Here is a 17,656-nt window from a genome sequence, read left to right on the forward strand (position 1 = left end):
AATTTATCTATTTAATTATTTTATCATAAAGTTATGTGATATTATTTGTATAACTAGATATTAAAATTAAAAGAATTTTTAATAAGATGTATATTTTATTTCCGAGGTAATAAAAAAGAAAAAATATTTTTATATGTAAATAGTATTAAATGATGGCAATAAAAAGTACCTATAGTAAAAGCACAGCTTTTTTATAGGTATTTATTTATTATGATTGTTTTAAAAAATTAATAGTTTTAACACTGAGTTTTAAGCATTTTTCTTGTTTAAATATACAAATCCTGCAGCAAATAATAACGCCATAGTTAGATAATCATAAATTGGTGCATCATCACCTGTTTTAACAGCAGTTTTTTCTTGATCTGTTACAGGAGGTGTTGTTTCAGGATCTGTTACTTGGATACATTTATAGCTTCTTTAATAAATGTAAAGGCTGTTTTTCCACATTCATCACAACTTGCATCATTATTATAGAAGTAAATCCATGACCAATATCCTTGATATTGATAAGGATTTCCATTTTCATCTGTATATAATCCAGACATATCAATAACATGATCTGTTGTTGAAACATGTAAATTAGATGCTTGCATTTCTTTTAAACGATTAATAGTTGGTATTTCATGTAATTCAGGATCAACTGTTGTATCATCTTTTGAATAAATGGAATACATTGGCAAATCTTTAATTCCTTCTAATTGTTCATCACTAATAAATTTATCAGGAACTGCTTCACAAATTGGCACAATTGCATCATATTCATCAGGATATGCCATTGCCATTAATAATGTCATGTAACCACCATTTGAACATCCTGCAATAACAACTTTTGTAGCTCCAACTTTTTCTTTATATGCAGCAATTAATTCATGTAATGATTCTTGATAATAAGAAGTTCCATCAGCACTTATACTACCATTGTTAAAATTACTTTGTTTTCCATCATTATCCATCCAATATGTAGGACATTGTGGGACTAAAATATGAGCATTACCAATAGTATTTTGGAATTCTTCACCAGCTAAAGCTGTTGCTTTATTAGCTAATAATGTAATATAAGGATCAGTTTCTCTATCTGAGATAGTTGTAGCATAAGCACCACCTTCACCTAAACCATGTAACCAGACTACTAATGTATCACTATCAGTTGCTGGTGTATAAGTAGCATAATCATAGCTAACACCATCACTTGCTTGATAAGTATCTACTGCAAAATTATCAGCAGCAGTAGTTTTATTTGTATAATTACGATCAATTGTAATATCTTGAACAGGTAATCCATTAGATGTAACACTTTCATCTTTTAAAGTGATATCAAAATAATAATCTTTAACATATGTATTATATTGAGTTGTTAATGACCAAACAACTGGTGAACTAACAGTTGGAGAAACTGCAAGAGTTAATACTACTGTATTTCCTTCTGTAATTACATTTTCTACTACTCTAGTTTCTTTTTTTGGTTCAATAGTATTTGTTTCAAAATTAAAACCTTCAGAGTGTTCAACAACATTAAATGTTTCAGTTGTTACATTATCAAGAGGTTGTGATAAAGTTAAAGTGATTGTTCTAGTTGCACAACCCCAATCATAACCTTCAACATAAATATCGTATGTACCAGTTATGTTTACATTATCTTTTGCATTAATACTAGATATTGTTGAAAACATCATCATGGCACAAACGAAAAAACTTAAAATTTTTTTCATTTTCAAACCTTCCTTTCGCTATCTATTATACAATTCAAAGTGCTTTCAAAAGGGTCAAAAACTTAGGTTATTGAGGTTGTTTTCGTATATTTTTACGGTATTTAGCAGGCGTTTGCTTATATTTCTTTTTAAAATCATTAATAAATGATTTTAAATTTGGATAACAATATCAAGTAGTGAATATTCAGTATATAATAAATCTTTATGAGCTTTTTCAAGACGGATGGAATTAATATATTCTTTAACTGTCATGTTTAAATATGTTTTAAAATATTGAGAAAGATATCCAGATGACATGTTAAAGTGTTCTGCAATATTGCCAATAGTTAATTTTTCATCATAATGGTCTTCTATGTATTTAGTCATTTGAATAATTCTTTTATCATGGACTGAGTTAATTTCATAAGGCATATCTTGTTTTTTAATAATTGCAGTTGAACACATGATATAGAGTATATCTAACAAATAGCTATGAATTTTCATATTTACAAATTTATTTTGATTATCATAAGCATTGATGATGTGAAAAATATCATTTAAAATTTTGCTTCGATGTTCTTTATCAGGTTGTAAAAAATAATAATTATCTATTTCTGGAAAATAATAATGAAGATACTCATAGTTTATTTGTAAGGCATAACCTTTATAGATTTCTGTACTTTTACTATGATGCATACCGTGTAACTCCTGAGAATTAATAATATAAAGACTTCCTGCTGGTATCGTTAATTTTTGGGTATTGAGATAAAGTATTAAATCACCTAATACAGGTATTAGAATTTCAATACTGTTATGCCAATGTTTTGCTGTCTTGGTTTGATGATCTTCAAAATATATATCAATTAATTTTATTGGTAATTTATGATCTAATTCTGTTTTTTCATATTCAAACATGATTATTTCCCTTTCATAATTATAGATAGTGTTATTTTTTATTAAATTACATTCTAATAATATCTTACGCGACTTTTCATTATTTTGCATCAAAACAAATATATCTATGTAAACTATATTTTGAATATAATATCATTAGATTAATATTATGTAGTTGGTTTTAAAATGATCCTTTGCATTCTAAGATAAAATTAGATAGTTAAAAATGCTAATTATTTTTTTAGTATTAATAGGAGAATAGTTATATAGTAATTTGAAATCTTTTAATACAATCTCGATTTTATACCATAGATATTGGTATAAGTGCTATTCCCTGGGAAATAATGATTATAAATAGATACAATGAAAGCAATTGAATATGATAAATAATTATTGTATAATTTTAGAAAATAAGAATAAGTAAGGGAGATATAAAATGATTGATATTGCGATATTAAGAGAAAATCCAACCTTAGTAAAAGAAAACATGAAAAAGAAATTCCAAGATGATAAGATTGGGTTAGTAGATGAAGCATATAAATTAGATAAAGATTATCGTGAAGTTGTAACTAAAGCAAGTGAACTAAGAAGTGTTCGTAATAAATTGTCTAAAGAAATTGGAAAATTTATGCGCGAAGGTAATAAAGAGGCAGCTGAAAATAATAAAAAACAAGTAAATGAAATGGCTGATGAATTAAAGAAATTAGAAGAATTAGAAGTTAAATATGGTAATGAATTAAAAGCTATTATGATGAAAATTCCTAATTTCATTGATGAAACAGTACCATTAGGAAAAGATGATAGTGAAAATGTAGAAATCACTAAATATGGTGATCCTGTTGTTCCTGATTTTGAAATTCCTTATCATACTGAAATTATGGAAAAATTTGATGGTATTGATATGGATGCAGCCGGTCGTGTTGCTGGTCAAGGTTTTTATTATTTAATGGGTGATATCGCTCGTTTACATTCAGCAGTTTTATCTTATGCTCGTGATTTTATGATTGATCGAGGATTTACTTATGTAGTACCACCATATATGATTCGTAGCAACGTTGTAACTGGAGTTATGAGTTTTGAAGAAATGGATAGCATGATGTATAAAATCGAAGGGGAAGATTTATATTTAATTGGTACTTCTGAACATTCAATGATTGGTAAATTTATTGATACTATTATTGATGAAGAAAAATTACCATATACTTATACTTCATATTCACCATGCTTTAGAAAAGAAAAAGGTGCTCATGGTATTGAAGAACGTGGTGTATACCGAATTCATCAATTTGAAAAACAAGAGATGATTGTTGTATGTAAACCTGAAGATAGTAAAATGTGGTTTGATAAATTGTGGAATAATACAGTTGATTTATTTAGATCATTAGACATTCCTGTTCGTACATTAGAATGTTGTTCTGGTGATTTAGCTGATTTAAAATCAAAAAGTATCGATGTTGAAGCTTGGTCACCACGTCAAAAGAAATATTTTGAAGTTGGTTCATGTTCAAATTTAACAGATGCTCAAGCTCGTCGTTTAAATATTAGAATTAAAGGTAAAGAAGGAAAATATTTTGCTCACACTTTAAATAATACAGTTGTGGCACCACCAAGAATGTTAATTGCTTTCCTTGAAAACAATTTAAATGAAGATGGTAGTGTAAATATACCAAAAGCATTACAACCTTATATGGGTGGAAAGGAAAAGATAACTACTAAATAGTTATCTTTTTAACTATATGAAAAGAATATATATTAGTGATTTAGATGGAACATTATTGAATAGTCAAGGATATATTAGTGATTATACAATTAAAACAATTAACGATTTAGTTGAACGAGGAATGATTTTTACTTATGCTACTGCTCGTTCTTTAGTTTCAGCTGCTCCCGTTACTAAAGGTTTAACCAAAAATCTACCATTAATTATTTATAATGGAACATTTATCGTTAATGGAGAAACTGGAAAGATTATTCATAAAAATGTTTTTAATAATGATCAGGTTAGTTTAGTAAAACAGATTATGGATAAATATTCCATTAAACCAATGGTATATGCTCTTGTTAATGATAGAGAAAGAGTAACTATTATTAATGAAGATTTACATCCTGGGACTAAACATTATTTAAATAACCGTAAAAATGATTATCGAATGAATCTTACTAATAATGGTGATGAGTTATATCAAGGTGACATATTTTATTTTACGATTATTAATGATAAAGAAAGATTAGAACCAATTTATAATGAGTTAAAAAATTATCCTGATTATAATATCACTTTTCAACAAGAAATATACCGTGAAGAATACTGGTTAGAAATTATGCCTAAATCAGCATCTAAAGCAAATGCTATTTTAAAATTAAAAGAAATTTTAGGATGTGATGAAGTTATTTCTTTTGGTGATGCTATAAACGATATTCCGATGTTTGAAATATCTGATCAATGTTATGCTATGGAAAATGCTGTTTCAAAATTAAAGGAAAAAGCTACAGCAGTAATTAAAAGCAATGATCAAGATGGTGTTGCAAAATGGTTAATAGAAAATTATGAAAGCCAATAGATAAGTTATCTACTGGCTATTTTTATATGATTTTTAATTTGTACAATTGCTTCTTGGCGATTAATAGTAGCTAAAACCTCATATGAGCGTGTAGCTGTATCAATAATAATTCGATTTTGCATTTCATAAACATTTAATATTTGATTATAATTAAGATAAAAATCTTGCATTGGCTCATTAGGATTTCTTTTAGAAAGCGCTGTTTTACCAGCAATATGATCTTCATAAACATCTAGGTAAGATTTTGATCCAAAGAAAATAATTACAATGCCATAAATCATAATACATAAAAAGAAAACAATTAATAAAAGAGCAATAAAAAAACCTATAAATCTACTATTGAATAATTCTTCTCCCATATCTTGTAAAACATCTAATGACACTAAAAAAAATATGATAAATGCTAAACAAACAATACTTATAATAATCATAATATTTTTGCTTTTAGAAGCAGTGTTTTTAGTAGTGACTAAAAGATTATTCATTTTACTTTCCTCCTTAAAATAATTATATCATTTTATTAACTTATAGGAATAATATTACATATAATCACATATAATTATGAATTATAGTTCTTATTAAAAAGATAAAACTATTAATTGCTGGATTATGATTATTTTTATCATAAACCAAGTAGATGCCTTCTTCAATTACTGGCTCTAAAGGAATTGCTTTAATGTATTGGTTATAACAATTGTCTTTAACAAAGGCATGAAGAATAGCACAGCCTTGATTACAGGCTATTTTTAATAAATTTCCTTCAAACTCAGGAAACTTATTTTGATTATCAATTTTACGAACATCAAAAAGAATATTATTAAGTTCACTTTGATGTAGTTTATCTTTCTTGGCTAATTCACTTTTTTTATTTACTAATACTACCAAGGGGTATTTATTGATCAAAATCTGTTGATAACGGGGATCATGGTTAGACATAGTTAATGCTAGATCGATAGTGGCACTTTCTAATTGTTGATAAAGTTCATGATTAGAATAACTATTTAATTCTATTGTTAAAAGGGGATATTTTTTATTTAATTTAGAAATAATCTTAACTAATAAAGTAGGATCTAAATTTTTTAAAAAGCCAATTTTTAAATTACCTGTTATTCCTTGTTGATAGCTAATAAAGTTGTTTTTTGATAAATTGACCTGGTTAATTATTTTTTAGCTTCTATTAAAAAATATTTTCCTGAATCTGTTAATGAGATTTGTTTACTATCACGATTAAATAAAAGCGTGTCTAGTTCTTTTTCTAAAGATTTTATTTGTTTAGTAAGAGCTGTTTGAGAAATAAAAAGATTGTTGGCTGCTTTAGTAAAATTCATTGTTTCACTAATAGCAATAAAATATTCTAGCTGGCGAAGATTCATAGATTAGCTCCTTTCAAAATAATGTTGCATTTATATTATAATATTTTTTAAGCATTTTAACTAAATTATATGCATTTTACCTAAATTTAATAGTTATCCTAAAAACAATATGATAATCTATCATTAAAGGAGGATACTATGAAAGTAACTATTGATTGTAATGATAATAATGAATTAGAAATAATCATTAAGTGTAAAAAAATAGATGATAATATTAAACAAATCGTTTCATTATTTGAAGATAAGCCATATTTGATTGGAAAGTTAAATGATCGAACTTATCAAATAAAAATTGAAGATATTTATTATCTAGAAGCTAATGAGGATCATATTTTTATTTATTGTAAAAACAAAGTGTATGAAACTAATTCAAGATTATATGAATTAGAAAATAAATTGGATAATCGTTATTTTATTAGAATAAGTAAGTCTATTATTTTAAATTTAAGAAAACTAGCAAGTGTAAAAGCATATTTAAATGGTCGTTATGAAGCAACTTTAATAAATAATGAACGGGTAATTATTACTCGTCATTATGTAAATGATTTTAAAAAGAAGTTTGGAATGTAGGTGAATAAAATGAAATTAAAAAAGATGATAAGACTATATTTAACGACAACTTGTATTTCTTATACCTTTGTAATGATAGGACAGGCAATATTATGCAATTTAAGTGATACGACAATGAGTAATAATTTGATTTTAATTATATTTGCTATTTGTGCATTGGTTAATGTGTTAATTCATATTATCCATTATCAAGATTTAAAAGATTGGCTAACTTCAGTTTTATCAATTTTAAGTATTTTTGTGATTGTTTCTTTGGCTAATTATTTACTAGGATACAATAATGCTATTTTTGAATTTGAACGTCTTATTTTTATTTTAATTATGTCCATTGCGGTTTATTTTTTTGTAATAACAGTTGTATTTATAAAAAATCAAGATGACGCTAAAAAAATTAATGAAAAATTAAAGGCAACTATAAAATAAACTAATAGTTGCTAAGATGTAACTTCCAGTTGGTGGAGGAAACTGTTAAAAATAGCTATATTAAAAGCAGGAGGAAGAAGTGATGGAAAAAGTAATTGAAATAAAGAATCTAACAAAAAGCTATGGAAGTTTAATCGCATTAGATGATTTTAATCTTGATGTTTATCAAGGTGAAATATTAGGTTTGTTAGGGCCAAATGGTAGTGGAAAATCGACTTGTATTAATACTATTTTATCGTTATTGAAATATGATTCAGGAAAAATTATGATTTTTAATCAAGAAATGAAACCATCAGCATATCAAATTAAAAGAAAAATTGGTGTTGTTTTTCAAGATGTCGCAGTTTTTGAAGAACTAAGTGTTAAAGAAAATATTGATTATTTTTGTGGTTTATATATTAAAGATAAAAAAATAAGAGCTAAATATGTTCAAGAAGCAATTGATTTAGTTAGTTTAAATGAATTTGTAAAATTTAAACCAAAACAATTAAGTGGCGGGTTACTTAGAAGATTGAATATTGCTTGTGGTATTGCTCATAAACCGAAATTGATATTTTTAGATGAACCGACTGTAGCTGTTGATCCTCAAAGTCGTAATAGTATTCTTGAAGGAATTAAAAAGTTAAATGATGATGGGGCAACAATTGTTTATACAACTCATTATATGGAAGAAGTCGAACAGTTGTGTAATCGAGTTGTAATTATTGATAAAGGTAAAATAATTGCTTCTGGTAGTGTTGATGAATTGAAAAATATGATTAGTTTAGGAGAGAAAATTACTATTGAGTTAAATGAAATTAATAATGGTTTTATTAAGCAAATAAAAGAAAATAAAAATGTTATTGATGTTACTACTAATAATAACATTGTTCATATTGCTTATTATAGCAAAGAAGGAAATTTAGAAAATTTAATTGATTATCTTAGAAAAAATAATGTTAGTTATACTAGCTTATTTAGTGAACGTCCAACACTAAATGATGTCTTTTTAAATCTAACAGGAAAAGAGTTAAGAGATTAATGTTTATTCATTTTTTTAAGTATCAGTTAAAAACATTATTACGTAATCGAACTGTTATTTTTTGGACGTTAGTTTTTCCAATTATTTTAGCAACATTTTTCAATCTAGCTTTTTCTAATTTAACTAGTAGTGAAAATTTTGATGCTGTTGATGTTGCTTTAGTTGAAAAACAAGAAAATAATGGTTTTAAAGAAATTTTACAATCTTTAGATCAGGATGATAATAAGTTAATTAATTTAAAAATAACAAATTTGTCTGATGCTAAAGAGTTATTAAAAGATGAAAAGATAAGTGGTTATTATTTAATTGATAGTAGTATTGAATTGATTGTTAATGATAGTGGTATTAATGAAACGATTTTAGAAAGTATTATTAATGAATATTTGAGTTTACAAAGTACAATAAATAATATTGGTTCAATTAATCCAGATATAATTTATAATAATATTTTAAATCAGCTTGATTTAAATCAAAATCATTTTAAACAAATTGATATTGGTAAAAATACTGATTCAACAGTTATTTATTTTTATACGTTAATAGGGATGAATTGTTTAAATGCTAGTTTTTGTGGACTTCGAGCTAATAGCCAAATTGAGGCTAATTTATCAAGACAGGGAACAAGAATTAATATTTCACCGATTTCTAAACTAGTTACAATTATATCTAGTCTTATTACATCATTTATTATTCAATTTTCAATCATGATGGTTTTAATGGCCTATTTAGTATTTGGATTAAAAGTTAATTTTGGAAATCAAATAGGTTATATAATTTTATTAATTGCAATTGGTTGCTTTACGGGAATTGCATTAGGTAATTTTACTGGAAATGTTCTTAAGTTTAAAAATGAAGATAATAAAATTTCCTTTTTATCTAGTTTTTCATTAATATTATCATTTTTTTCCGGAATGATGATCATGGATATAAAATACTGGATCCAAAACAATTTACCAATATTTTCGTACCTAAATCCGGTAAATTTAATCACTGATGGCTTATATGCTTTATATTATTATGATAATTTAAATCGTTATACAACCAACATGATCTGTTTATTTATAATAGGTTTAATATTATTATTAGGTTCATTAATAATAGCACGGAGGAAACAGTATGATAGTATTTAAAAAATATTTAAAAGTTGCTAATACGTATACACCGCTTATCCTCTTATATACTGTAATATTTTTAGTAATGACAATTTTTGTAGGAACATTTAATTCATCATCTATTGATTATCAGGCAACAGATATTAATGTTGCTATCATCAATCATGATAGTAATACCTGGTTAATTGACAGTTTAAAAGATTATGTTGGTGATAATGGTAATTTAGTTGAATTGCAGGATAATGAAGAAGCTTTACGTGATGCTTTGTTTTATCGTAAAGTTGATTATATTATGATCGTCCCTGAAAACTATACTAATGATTTTATTGCTGGTAAAAATGTTGATATTGAAACGATGGAATTACCAGATGCTTATAATAGTGTTTATAGTAAGAATTTATTAAATCGGTTTTTAAATACTGCTAATTTATATTTACAAGCAGGAGTTGATGAAAATCAAATAAGTACTTTGATTAAACAAGATCTTAGTAATAAGGCCGATGTATCAATGTTAGAGCAAAAAAGTGATGTTGATTTTACTATGGTAACTACATATTATAATTTTTTAAACTATATGTTACTTACAATTGCAATAGTAATTATTTCTATGGTTATGGTTTCTTTTAATGAAGAAAAAATTATGCGTAGAAATTTAATAGCTCCAATTAGTTATAAAAAGATGAATCGACAATTATTATTAGGAAACTGTACATTAGGATTATTACTTTGGCTGTTATATATATCAATTAGTTTCATTCTTTATCCAAAAGCTATGTTTACAATTAATGGTGCTTTATTAGTGTTAAATTCATTTGCTTTATTGATTTTTATTGAAGTTTTAAGTTTTCTAATTACTAAAATTACTAGTAATCGTGAAATCTTAAGTGGAATAGGTAATGTTTTTTCGTTAGGTTCAAGTTTTCTTTGTGGTGCTTTTGTACCTCAAAGTATGCTTAGTCCGTTAGTATTAACTATTGGTAAATGTTTACCATCGTATTGGTTTATTAAAGCTAATAACGAGATTGTAAAACTAACAAGCTTTACTTTAGAGTCATTGCTTCCAATCTTTATAGATATTATAATTATTTTAGGTTTTGCTTTAATTGCTTATGTTTTAATGCAGTTTATAAGCAGGTGGCAATTAAAAAGATAATTATACAAGGAGAAAAATTGTGGAAATCGATTATTATGAAGCAACAAGTTTAGATGCTAAAGATATAATAGGATATTTAAATGTTATTGCTAGTCAAACTAATAACTTAACTTTTGGCAAAAATGAATTAGAAATTAATGAATTACAAGAAATGCAGTTAATAAATGAAATTCATAATAGCATTAATTCGGTTATGATCCTTGCTAAAGATGGAAATAAGATAGTAGGGATGGTAAGTTTATCTGGTGAATCTAAAGCTAGAATTAAACATCGTAGTAATTTAGGTATTTCAGTATTAAAAGAATATTGGCATCAAGGTATTGGTAGTTCTTTATTAGCTGCGGCTATTGGTTATGCTATTGAAAATGATATTGAAATTATTGAATTGGAAGTTATTACTACTAATGAAAATGCAATTAAATTATATGAAAAATTTGGTTTTGAAACGATTGGAATATATGAAAATTATTTTAAAATCGATGATGAATATTATGATGCTCAATTAATGAATTTATATTTATGATAATAGTGCTTAAAGAGCACTATTATTTTAATTTAGTATCTTTTATTTTTAATTATAATTTGTTTAAATAATATTTAAGAAGTTAGTGTAAAAATATATGATTTGAAATGGAGGAAAAAATGAAAAAGATATTTTTTTTTGATATTGATGGTACTTTAGCTATTAAAGGTGTGATTCCTAAAGGTAATATTGAAGCCCTAAAAAAACTTAAAGAAAAGGGATATCTAGTCTTTATTTGTACAGGACGAGCACCATTTTATGCTAAAAATATGTTTAAAGATTTAGTAAGTGGTTATGTAACATGTAATGGAAGATATATAATTTATCAAGATAAAAAATTACACGGTGAAGTACTTAGTGAAAGTGATTTGAATTATTATCAAAATAAGATTAGTAAATTAAATTGTGGGGCATTATTTATGTCTGATGAAAAAGCGTATGCTTTTAATCTTAATCAAAAGCAAATTGAAGAATCTAAAAAAGAATATGGTGATGATAAGATTAGCCAGCAAAAACTTGATCAGGATTTTTATACATTTGATTTATTTTATCAAAATATTAAACAACGTGATCAATTAATAGCAGAATTTAAAGATGATTTGATAATAAATGATCATGGTGGTACTGGTTCTTGTGATTGTTCAACAATTTGTTTTGATAAAGGAAGTGCTATTGCTTATTTATTGAAATATTTTGAAATTTCTAAAGATCAAGCATATGCTTTTGGTGATGGTTATAATGATCAAGCTATGTTTAAGGAGGCTGGTCATTGTATTGCGATGGGAAATGCTGTTGATGTTTTAAAGGAAAAAGCAACTTATGTTACTGATACAATTGAAAATGATGGCATTTTAAAAGCTTTGTATCATGAAAAAGTTATTTAATAAAAGGAAGTGATGCTATTTGCATGATATTTGGAATCCTTGGCATGGATGTAAAAAGATAAGTGAAGGATGCTTAAATTGTTATATGTTTTATATGGATAAAAAATATGACAAAGATGGTTCAAATATTTATAAAACTAAAAATTTTTATTATCCATTAAGTAAAAATAGTAAAGGTGAGTATAAGATAAAAAGCGGTGAATTAATTAGAATTTGCATGGCTTCTGATTTTTTTCTTGAAGAAGCTGATAAGTGGCGTGATGAAGTATGGCAGATTATAAAACAAAGAAGTGATGTTAAGTTTTTTATTCTAACTAAAAGGGCTGAAAGAATTAAAGAGTGTCTTCCAAGTGATTGGCAGGATGGTTATGAAAATGTTATTTTGAATGTTACTTGTGAAAACCAAAAAAGGGCTAATCAACGTATACCTATTTTATTAGATTTGCCAGCTAAACATTTAGGAATTATGTGTGCGCCATTACTTGGACCGATAGATATTTCTAAATATTTATCTTTTGATAGAATTGAACAAATCATTGTTGGTGGCGAAAATTATGAAGGTAGTCGGCCATGCCATTATGAGTGGGTTTTAGATTTATATAAACAGGCTAAAAAAAGGAATATAAAATTTTGTTTTATTGAAACAGGAACCTATTTTATAAAAAATAACAAGGGATATTGTATTCCTTCAAAAGCTAAACAAAGTCAATTAGCTTATAAATCAAAACTTCAAAATTACGGTAAACCAATTAAATTCAATCTTACTAAAGATGAGTATATAATGCATTATCGTCAAAAGTGTAAAGAATGTGGTTCAAGGCTGATATGTAATGGTTGTAGTGATTGTGGACGATGTCAGGATGCGATTGTTACTAAAGAAGAAATGGAAGAATTTGATCGAAAAAATATGATTAAATAATAATCATCAATGCTTTTAATGTATAATTAGTAATAAAAAATAAGTATTAGACATAATTAAATATTAACGATATGATGTAGGTGTCAAATAGGTACCTACTTTTTTTATTAGATTAGGAGGTTAAAAATGAAATTAGTAAATCGTGTTGGATTATATTTTATAGGCTTATTTATTATTACAATTGGAATTAATTTATCAATAATTTCTGGTTTAGGAATTTCACCAGTTTCTGCATTTACTTTACCATTAAGTGAGGCAGTTAATATTAGTTTAGGAACAATTACAATTGTTACATATGTAATTTTTGTATTAATTCAAATTTTGGTTTTAAAAAAAAATTTTAAGAAAAAGAATTTATTACAAGCACCATTTAGTTTTGCATTTGGTTTTTTTGTTGACTTCACTGGTCAAATGTTAAGTGGTTTAAATCCGCAAACATATACAAGTCAATTTATTTTAATGATTTTAGGAATAATATGTGCTTTTGGAGCAACGATATATATTATTATGGATATTGTTCCTAATGCTCCAGAAGGATTAAATTTAGCACTTAGTGAACGTTTAAATATGCCTTTTTCTAAAATTAAAATTATTTGTGATTGCTTATTTGTTTTAATTGGTGTTATCATTTCTTTAATTTTCTTAGGCGGAGTAACAGCAATTAGAGAAGGAACATTGATTTCAGCTTTATTAACAGGAAAATTAATTGGTCTTTTTACTAAATGGTTTGAACCAGGATTGAAGAAAATCGCTTTTAATGATAATGATGAAAAACAATTATTATTAAATGAAGCTATGTAAAACTTATTTTTATAGTTAATGATAATATACATTTAATAAATAAATAATAAAAATGATTGAAATTATTTAATAGATAAGATATAATCATATTTGCCATTACAATAGGCGGCTTCGAACCATGTCAGGACCGGAAGGTAGCAGCATTAAGAATAACCGTCTATGTGTAGTGGTTTTTTGTATAAAGGAGAAAAATTATGGATCAAGATATTGAATTTATGAAGATTGCATATTTGGAAGCTTTAAAATGTCTTGAAAAAGATGAAGTGCCTGTGGGAGCTATTATTGTTAAAGATAATCAAATTATTAGTAGTAGTCATAATTTACGACAAACTAGCAAATTAGCTACAGCTCATGCAGAAATTTTAGCAATTGAAGAAGCTTGTAAAAAGTTAGATTCATGGTATCTTGATGAATGTACTTTATATGTAACTTTAGAACCTTGCGTAATGTGTTCTGGGGCAATAATAAATAGTCGGATAAAGAAAGTTGTTTTTGGAGCCTATGAATCAAGGTGGTTAGCTTTAACGAGTATTTATCAAAGTGAAAAGCCTGTCAACCATCATCCAAAAATTATACCTGGCATTTTAGAAGAACAGTGCTCTAAAGTAATTAAAGATTATTTTAAAAATAAACGAAAGAAGGATAAAAGTTAATAATTTTATCCTTTTTTTATCGATTATATAGTATAATAGGTAAAAGTGAGGAGTGAATTAGTGATGTCATATAAAGCTTTATATCGGTCATATCGACCTCAAACATTTGAAGAAGTTGCGGGACAAGAACATATAGTTACAACATTAAAAAATGCTATTAAAGAAAATCGGATTGGTCATGCTTATTTGTTTGCTGGTCCTCGTGGAACCGGAAAAACAACTATCGCTAAATTATTAGCAAAAGCTTTAAATTGTACCGGGGAAAATCCACCATGTGACAATTGTCCTAATTGCAAGGCTATAACTGCAGGGGAGCATCCTGATGTTATTGAAATAGATGCTGCTAGTAATAATGGTGTTGATGAAGTACGTGATTTAATTGATAAAGTAAAATATGCACCTATAAACGGTAAATATAAAGTTTATATTATTGATGAAGTTCATATGATGTCACCAGGAGCTTTCAATGCTTTATTAAAAACATTAGAAGAACCACCTGCACATATTGTTTTTATTTTAGCGACAACAGAACCTCATAAAATTTTGCCAACTATTATTTCTAGATGTCAGCGTTTTGATTTTAAAAAAGTTGATGATCATGATATCGTTGAGCGATTAGAATTTGTTTTAAAATCTGAACAAAAAAAATATGATCTTAAAGCTTTAGAATTAGTTGCAAAACTAGCTGATGGGGGAATGCGTGATGCTTTAAGTATCTTAGAGCAGTGTTTAGCTTTTAATAATGAACTTACGGTCGCTAACGTAAATGAAGTATATGGCTTATTATCAATGGATAATAAAATTAAGTTTATTAAGCAATTATTATCTAAAGATATCAAGGGTGTTTTAGAGTCACTTGAAAACATGCTAAGCGGTAGTATAGATATTAAAAGATTAACGTTTGATTTAATTGACGTTTTAAAAGATATTATTATTTATAAAAATACTCAGGATATTTCTATTTTATTTGTCTTAACTAAACAAGATGTTGATAATTTAGCACCATATATTCTAGTAGAAGAAGCATTTGAAATCATTGATATTTTAATTGATGCTAGTTCACATTATAGTCAATCAGTTAATGCTAATACATATTTTGAACTAGCAATGCTTAAAATTTGTAATAAAGTCAAAGATGAAAATAAAATTAATGTAGAAAATACACCTGTTTTACACGTTGATCATACTTCAAAAATGACATCAGTAGTTGAAAATGATATTCAAGAAAATATATCTGCTGATGTTCAAAATAATAATCAACAAGAAGCAGGTATTGATAATCAAAATAATGTACAACAGCAACCAATTATTGATATCCAAGAAGACGAATATTATAATGAACCTATTAATGAGCCTGATTATTATCCTGAAGATTTAACATATAGTGAAGAAGTTAATAATCCAATTGAATCGATAGAAGTAGAAAATAAACCTGTAAAAACAGAAAAGAAAGAAATAGTTAATGTTGAAGTATCATTTGATGACATATTAAATATTTTAGTTCAAGCAAAACGAACTGTTTTAAATGAAATTAAAGAAAAATGGTCAGTAATTGCTCGTTATCGTTTTAATTTAAATACAGCAAAATTTGCTTCAATGCTTTGCGATGGAACTCCGGTTGCTGCTTGTGAAGGTGGTATTATTATTGCTTTTGAACATCAGCCAAATGTTAATGAAGTAAACGAAACTAGAAACTATCATCAGTTGAAGAAGTTTTTAACAGAAGTTTTAGGTGAAAGTTATGATTTTATTGCTGTAAAAAGTAGTAATTGGACAGAACTTAGAAATACATATATTAAAATGATGCGCTCTGGAACTTTACCAAAACCACAGCCAATTGTTCTCCATCATATTGGTGATGTAGAAGATAATCAGCCTGAATTAAATGATGCGCAGGCTTTAGCAGTTGAACTGTTTGGTGATTTAGTTGAATTTGAAGAATAGGAGGTACTTATGAATTATCCACAAGCATTTCAGGATTTAGTAGATTGTTTTAAACGTTTGCCTGGAATTGGCGGTAAAAGTGCTGAAAGATTAGTTTATCATATTTTATCTATGGATAAAAAATATGTTGATGAATTTGCTGAGGCTTTAGCAACAATTCAAGATAAAATTCATTATTGTAAAAAATGTGGTCATATATGCGAAAATGAATATTGCGATATTTGTTTAGATCCTGATCGTGACCAATCTACTATTTGTATAGTTGAAGATCCTAAAGATGTCTTTGCAATGGAAAAAGTAAAAGAATATCGAGGCTTATATCATGTTTTACATGGTTCTGTATCGATTATGGAAGGTAAAACAATCGAAGACTTAAATATTGCTTCATTATTTGATCGCTTAGATGATAATGTTAAAGAAGTAATTATTGCTACTAATCCTACTAGAGATGGAGAGACAACAGCTCTTTATTTAGCCAAGTTATTAGCCAAGAAAAATATTAATACTAGTAGAATTGCTAATGGTCTTCCAATAGGAAGTAATATTGATTATGCTGATGAGTTAACATTATTAAAATCATTAGAAGGTAGAAAAAAAATATAAACATCTCATACAATTTAATGAGGTGTTTTTTTATGAAACAAATTATTTATGTAATCATTAGAGCTTATATAATTTTATTTTTGATAAATATTTTTACTAACAACTATTTTAGTTATAACTTTTTAAATATTTTTATTTTATCATTATTACCATTATCTGGAATTATCATTATTTATATTATCTCACTAATATAGAAAAAATCCGGTTTTTAAACCGGATTTTAATCAATAGGAATATATTTACTGCTCGTATCAATTTCTTTTGGAGCATTTTTAGGTAATGTAATAATTAATTCACCATTGTTGTAACTTGCTTTAATATCTTCTTGTTTGATATCATCACCAACATAGAAGCTACGTGAACAAGATCCTGAATAACGTTCGCGACGAATGATATTACCATCATTGTCTTTTTCATCGTTATCATTAGATTTTTTAGCACTGATATTTAAATATCCATCATGTAATTCAATAGAAATATCTTCCTTAGCAAAGCCAGGAACTTCCATTTCTAATTGATAGTTATCACCGATTT

General features: G+C 26.5%; 20 protein-coding genes and 1 other RNA gene. 15 read left to right on the forward strand and 6 right to left on the reverse strand.

Translation table 11 applies throughout. The features are described 5' to 3' along the window. Positions 1-392: 392 nt before the first annotated feature. Positions 393-1,709: a hypothetical protein gene (locus B5E92_RS10515; protein WP_239406446.1), complete on the reverse strand. Its 1,317-nt coding sequence runs from the start codon at positions 1,707-1,709 to the stop codon at positions 393-395. Positions 1,710-1,859: 150 nt separating this feature from the next. Next, positions 1,860-2,603 (reverse strand): AraC family transcriptional regulator, encoded by a 744-nt coding sequence (locus B5E92_RS10520; RefSeq protein ID WP_158095221.1) that lies wholly within the window; start codon positions 2,601-2,603, stop codon positions 1,860-1,862. Positions 2,604-3,018: 415 nt separating this feature from the next. Between B5E92_RS10520 and serS the strand changes: the two genes are divergently transcribed. Both serS and B5E92_RS10530 read left to right on the forward strand, forming a co-directional pair. Continuing rightward, positions 3,019-4,302, forward strand: coding sequence for a serine--tRNA ligase (serS, locus tag B5E92_RS10525; RefSeq protein WP_087301943.1), 1,284 nt, complete (start codon positions 3,019-3,021; stop codon positions 4,300-4,302). A 16-nt stretch (positions 4,303-4,318) separates the two neighbouring features. Further along, on the forward strand, positions 4,319-5,143 hold the full coding sequence (locus B5E92_RS10530; protein WP_087301945.1) for a Cof-type HAD-IIB family hydrolase: 825 nt from the start codon (positions 4,319-4,321) through the stop codon (positions 5,141-5,143). Between the two features lie 5 nt (positions 5,144-5,148). Here B5E92_RS10530 and B5E92_RS10535 read toward each other — a convergent pair whose 3' ends face one another. The 3 genes from B5E92_RS10535 to B5E92_RS10545 all read right to left on the reverse strand — a co-directional run bounded on the left by B5E92_RS10535 (position 5,149) and on the right by B5E92_RS10545 (position 6,516). Beyond that, entirely contained in the window at positions 5,149-5,628 is a 480-nt protein-coding gene (locus tag B5E92_RS10535) for a hypothetical protein (protein ID WP_087301946.1), read from the reverse strand. 64 nt (positions 5,629-5,692) lie between these two features. Further along, positions 5,693-6,307 (reverse strand): LysR family transcriptional regulator substrate-binding protein, encoded by a 615-nt coding sequence (locus tag B5E92_RS10540; RefSeq protein ID WP_343215444.1) that lies wholly within the window; start codon positions 6,305-6,307, stop codon positions 5,693-5,695. Continuing rightward, positions 6,304-6,516 (reverse strand): LysR family transcriptional regulator, encoded by a 213-nt coding sequence (locus B5E92_RS10545; RefSeq protein WP_087301951.1) that lies wholly within the window; start codon positions 6,514-6,516, stop codon positions 6,304-6,306. The genes B5E92_RS10540 and B5E92_RS10545 overlap by 4 nt, the downstream gene beginning before the upstream one ends. 138 nt (positions 6,517-6,654) lie before the next feature. Here B5E92_RS10545 and B5E92_RS10550 point away from each other — a divergent pair, with 138 nt between their 5' ends. The 13 genes from B5E92_RS10550 to recR all read left to right on the forward strand — a co-directional run bounded on the left by B5E92_RS10550 (position 6,655) and on the right by recR (position 17,122). Then, entirely contained in the window at positions 6,655-7,086 is a 432-nt protein-coding gene (locus tag B5E92_RS10550; RefSeq protein ID WP_087301953.1) for a LytTR family DNA-binding domain-containing protein, read from the forward strand. 9 nt (positions 7,087-7,095) lie between these two features. Continuing rightward, positions 7,096-7,509, forward strand: a complete 414-nt coding sequence (locus B5E92_RS10555) for a DUF3021 family protein (protein WP_087301955.1) — start codon at positions 7,096-7,098, stop codon at positions 7,507-7,509. Positions 7,510-7,591: 82 nt separating this feature from the next. Then, positions 7,592-8,530 (forward strand): ABC transporter ATP-binding protein, encoded by a 939-nt coding sequence (locus B5E92_RS10560; protein ID WP_087301957.1) that lies wholly within the window; start codon positions 7,592-7,594, stop codon positions 8,528-8,530. Next, a complete protein-coding gene (locus B5E92_RS10565) occupies positions 8,530-9,660 on the forward strand; it encodes an ABC transporter permease (RefSeq protein ID WP_087301959.1) in 1,131 nt (376 codons plus the stop codon). Before B5E92_RS10560 ends, B5E92_RS10565 begins: the two co-directional genes overlap by 1 nt. Next, positions 9,647-10,795, forward strand: a complete 1,149-nt coding sequence (locus B5E92_RS10570; RefSeq protein ID WP_087301961.1) for an ABC transporter permease — start codon at positions 9,647-9,649, stop codon at positions 10,793-10,795. Before B5E92_RS10565 ends, B5E92_RS10570 begins: the two co-directional genes overlap by 14 nt. Positions 10,796-10,814: 19 nt before the next feature. Next, positions 10,815-11,318, forward strand: a complete 504-nt coding sequence (locus tag B5E92_RS10575; RefSeq protein WP_087301963.1) for a GNAT family N-acetyltransferase — start codon at positions 10,815-10,817, stop codon at positions 11,316-11,318. 119 nt (positions 11,319-11,437) lie between these two features. Then, positions 11,438-12,202, forward strand: a complete 765-nt coding sequence (locus B5E92_RS10580; RefSeq protein ID WP_158095222.1) for an HAD family hydrolase — start codon at positions 11,438-11,440, stop codon at positions 12,200-12,202. Between the two features lie 19 nt (positions 12,203-12,221). Beyond that, on the forward strand, positions 12,222-13,121 hold the full coding sequence (locus B5E92_RS10585) for a DUF5131 family protein (RefSeq protein WP_087301967.1): 900 nt from the start codon (positions 12,222-12,224) through the stop codon (positions 13,119-13,121). Between the two features lie 126 nt (positions 13,122-13,247). Beyond that, the gene (locus tag B5E92_RS10590) at positions 13,248-13,922 is read left to right on the forward strand and encodes a YitT family protein (protein WP_087301969.1); all 675 of its coding nucleotides are present in this window, start codon (positions 13,248-13,250) and stop codon (positions 13,920-13,922) included. A gap of 90 nt (positions 13,923-14,012) precedes the next feature. Continuing rightward, positions 14,013-14,098, forward strand: an RNA gene (gene ffs, locus B5E92_RS10595) — signal recognition particle sRNA small type. An 18-nt stretch (positions 14,099-14,116) separates the two neighbouring features. Beyond that, positions 14,117-14,575: a nucleoside deaminase gene (locus tag B5E92_RS10600; RefSeq protein WP_087301971.1), complete on the forward strand. Its 459-nt coding sequence runs from the start codon at positions 14,117-14,119 to the stop codon at positions 14,573-14,575. 63 nt (positions 14,576-14,638) lie between these two features. Then, positions 14,639-16,519 (forward strand): DNA polymerase III subunit gamma/tau, encoded by a 1,881-nt coding sequence (gene dnaX, locus B5E92_RS10605; RefSeq protein ID WP_087301973.1) that lies wholly within the window; start codon positions 14,639-14,641, stop codon positions 16,517-16,519. 9 nt (positions 16,520-16,528) lie between these two features. After that, the gene (gene recR, locus B5E92_RS10610; RefSeq protein WP_087301975.1) at positions 16,529-17,122 is read left to right on the forward strand and encodes a recombination mediator RecR; all 594 of its coding nucleotides are present in this window, start codon (positions 16,529-16,531) and stop codon (positions 17,120-17,122) included. Positions 17,123-17,342: 220 nt separating this feature from the next. On the opposite strand, the gene B5E92_RS10615 is transcribed toward recR, so the two are convergent. Beyond that, a partial coding sequence (locus tag B5E92_RS10615; RefSeq protein ID WP_143357579.1) for an Hsp20/alpha crystallin family protein occupies positions 17,343-17,656 on the reverse strand: 314 nt, incomplete at its 5' end.

This window comes from Erysipelatoclostridium sp. An15 (genome assembly GCF_002160675.1).
GTDB classification, from domain to species: Bacteria; Bacillota_I; Bacilli_A; order Erysipelotrichales; family Coprobacillaceae; genus Thomasclavelia; species Thomasclavelia merdavium.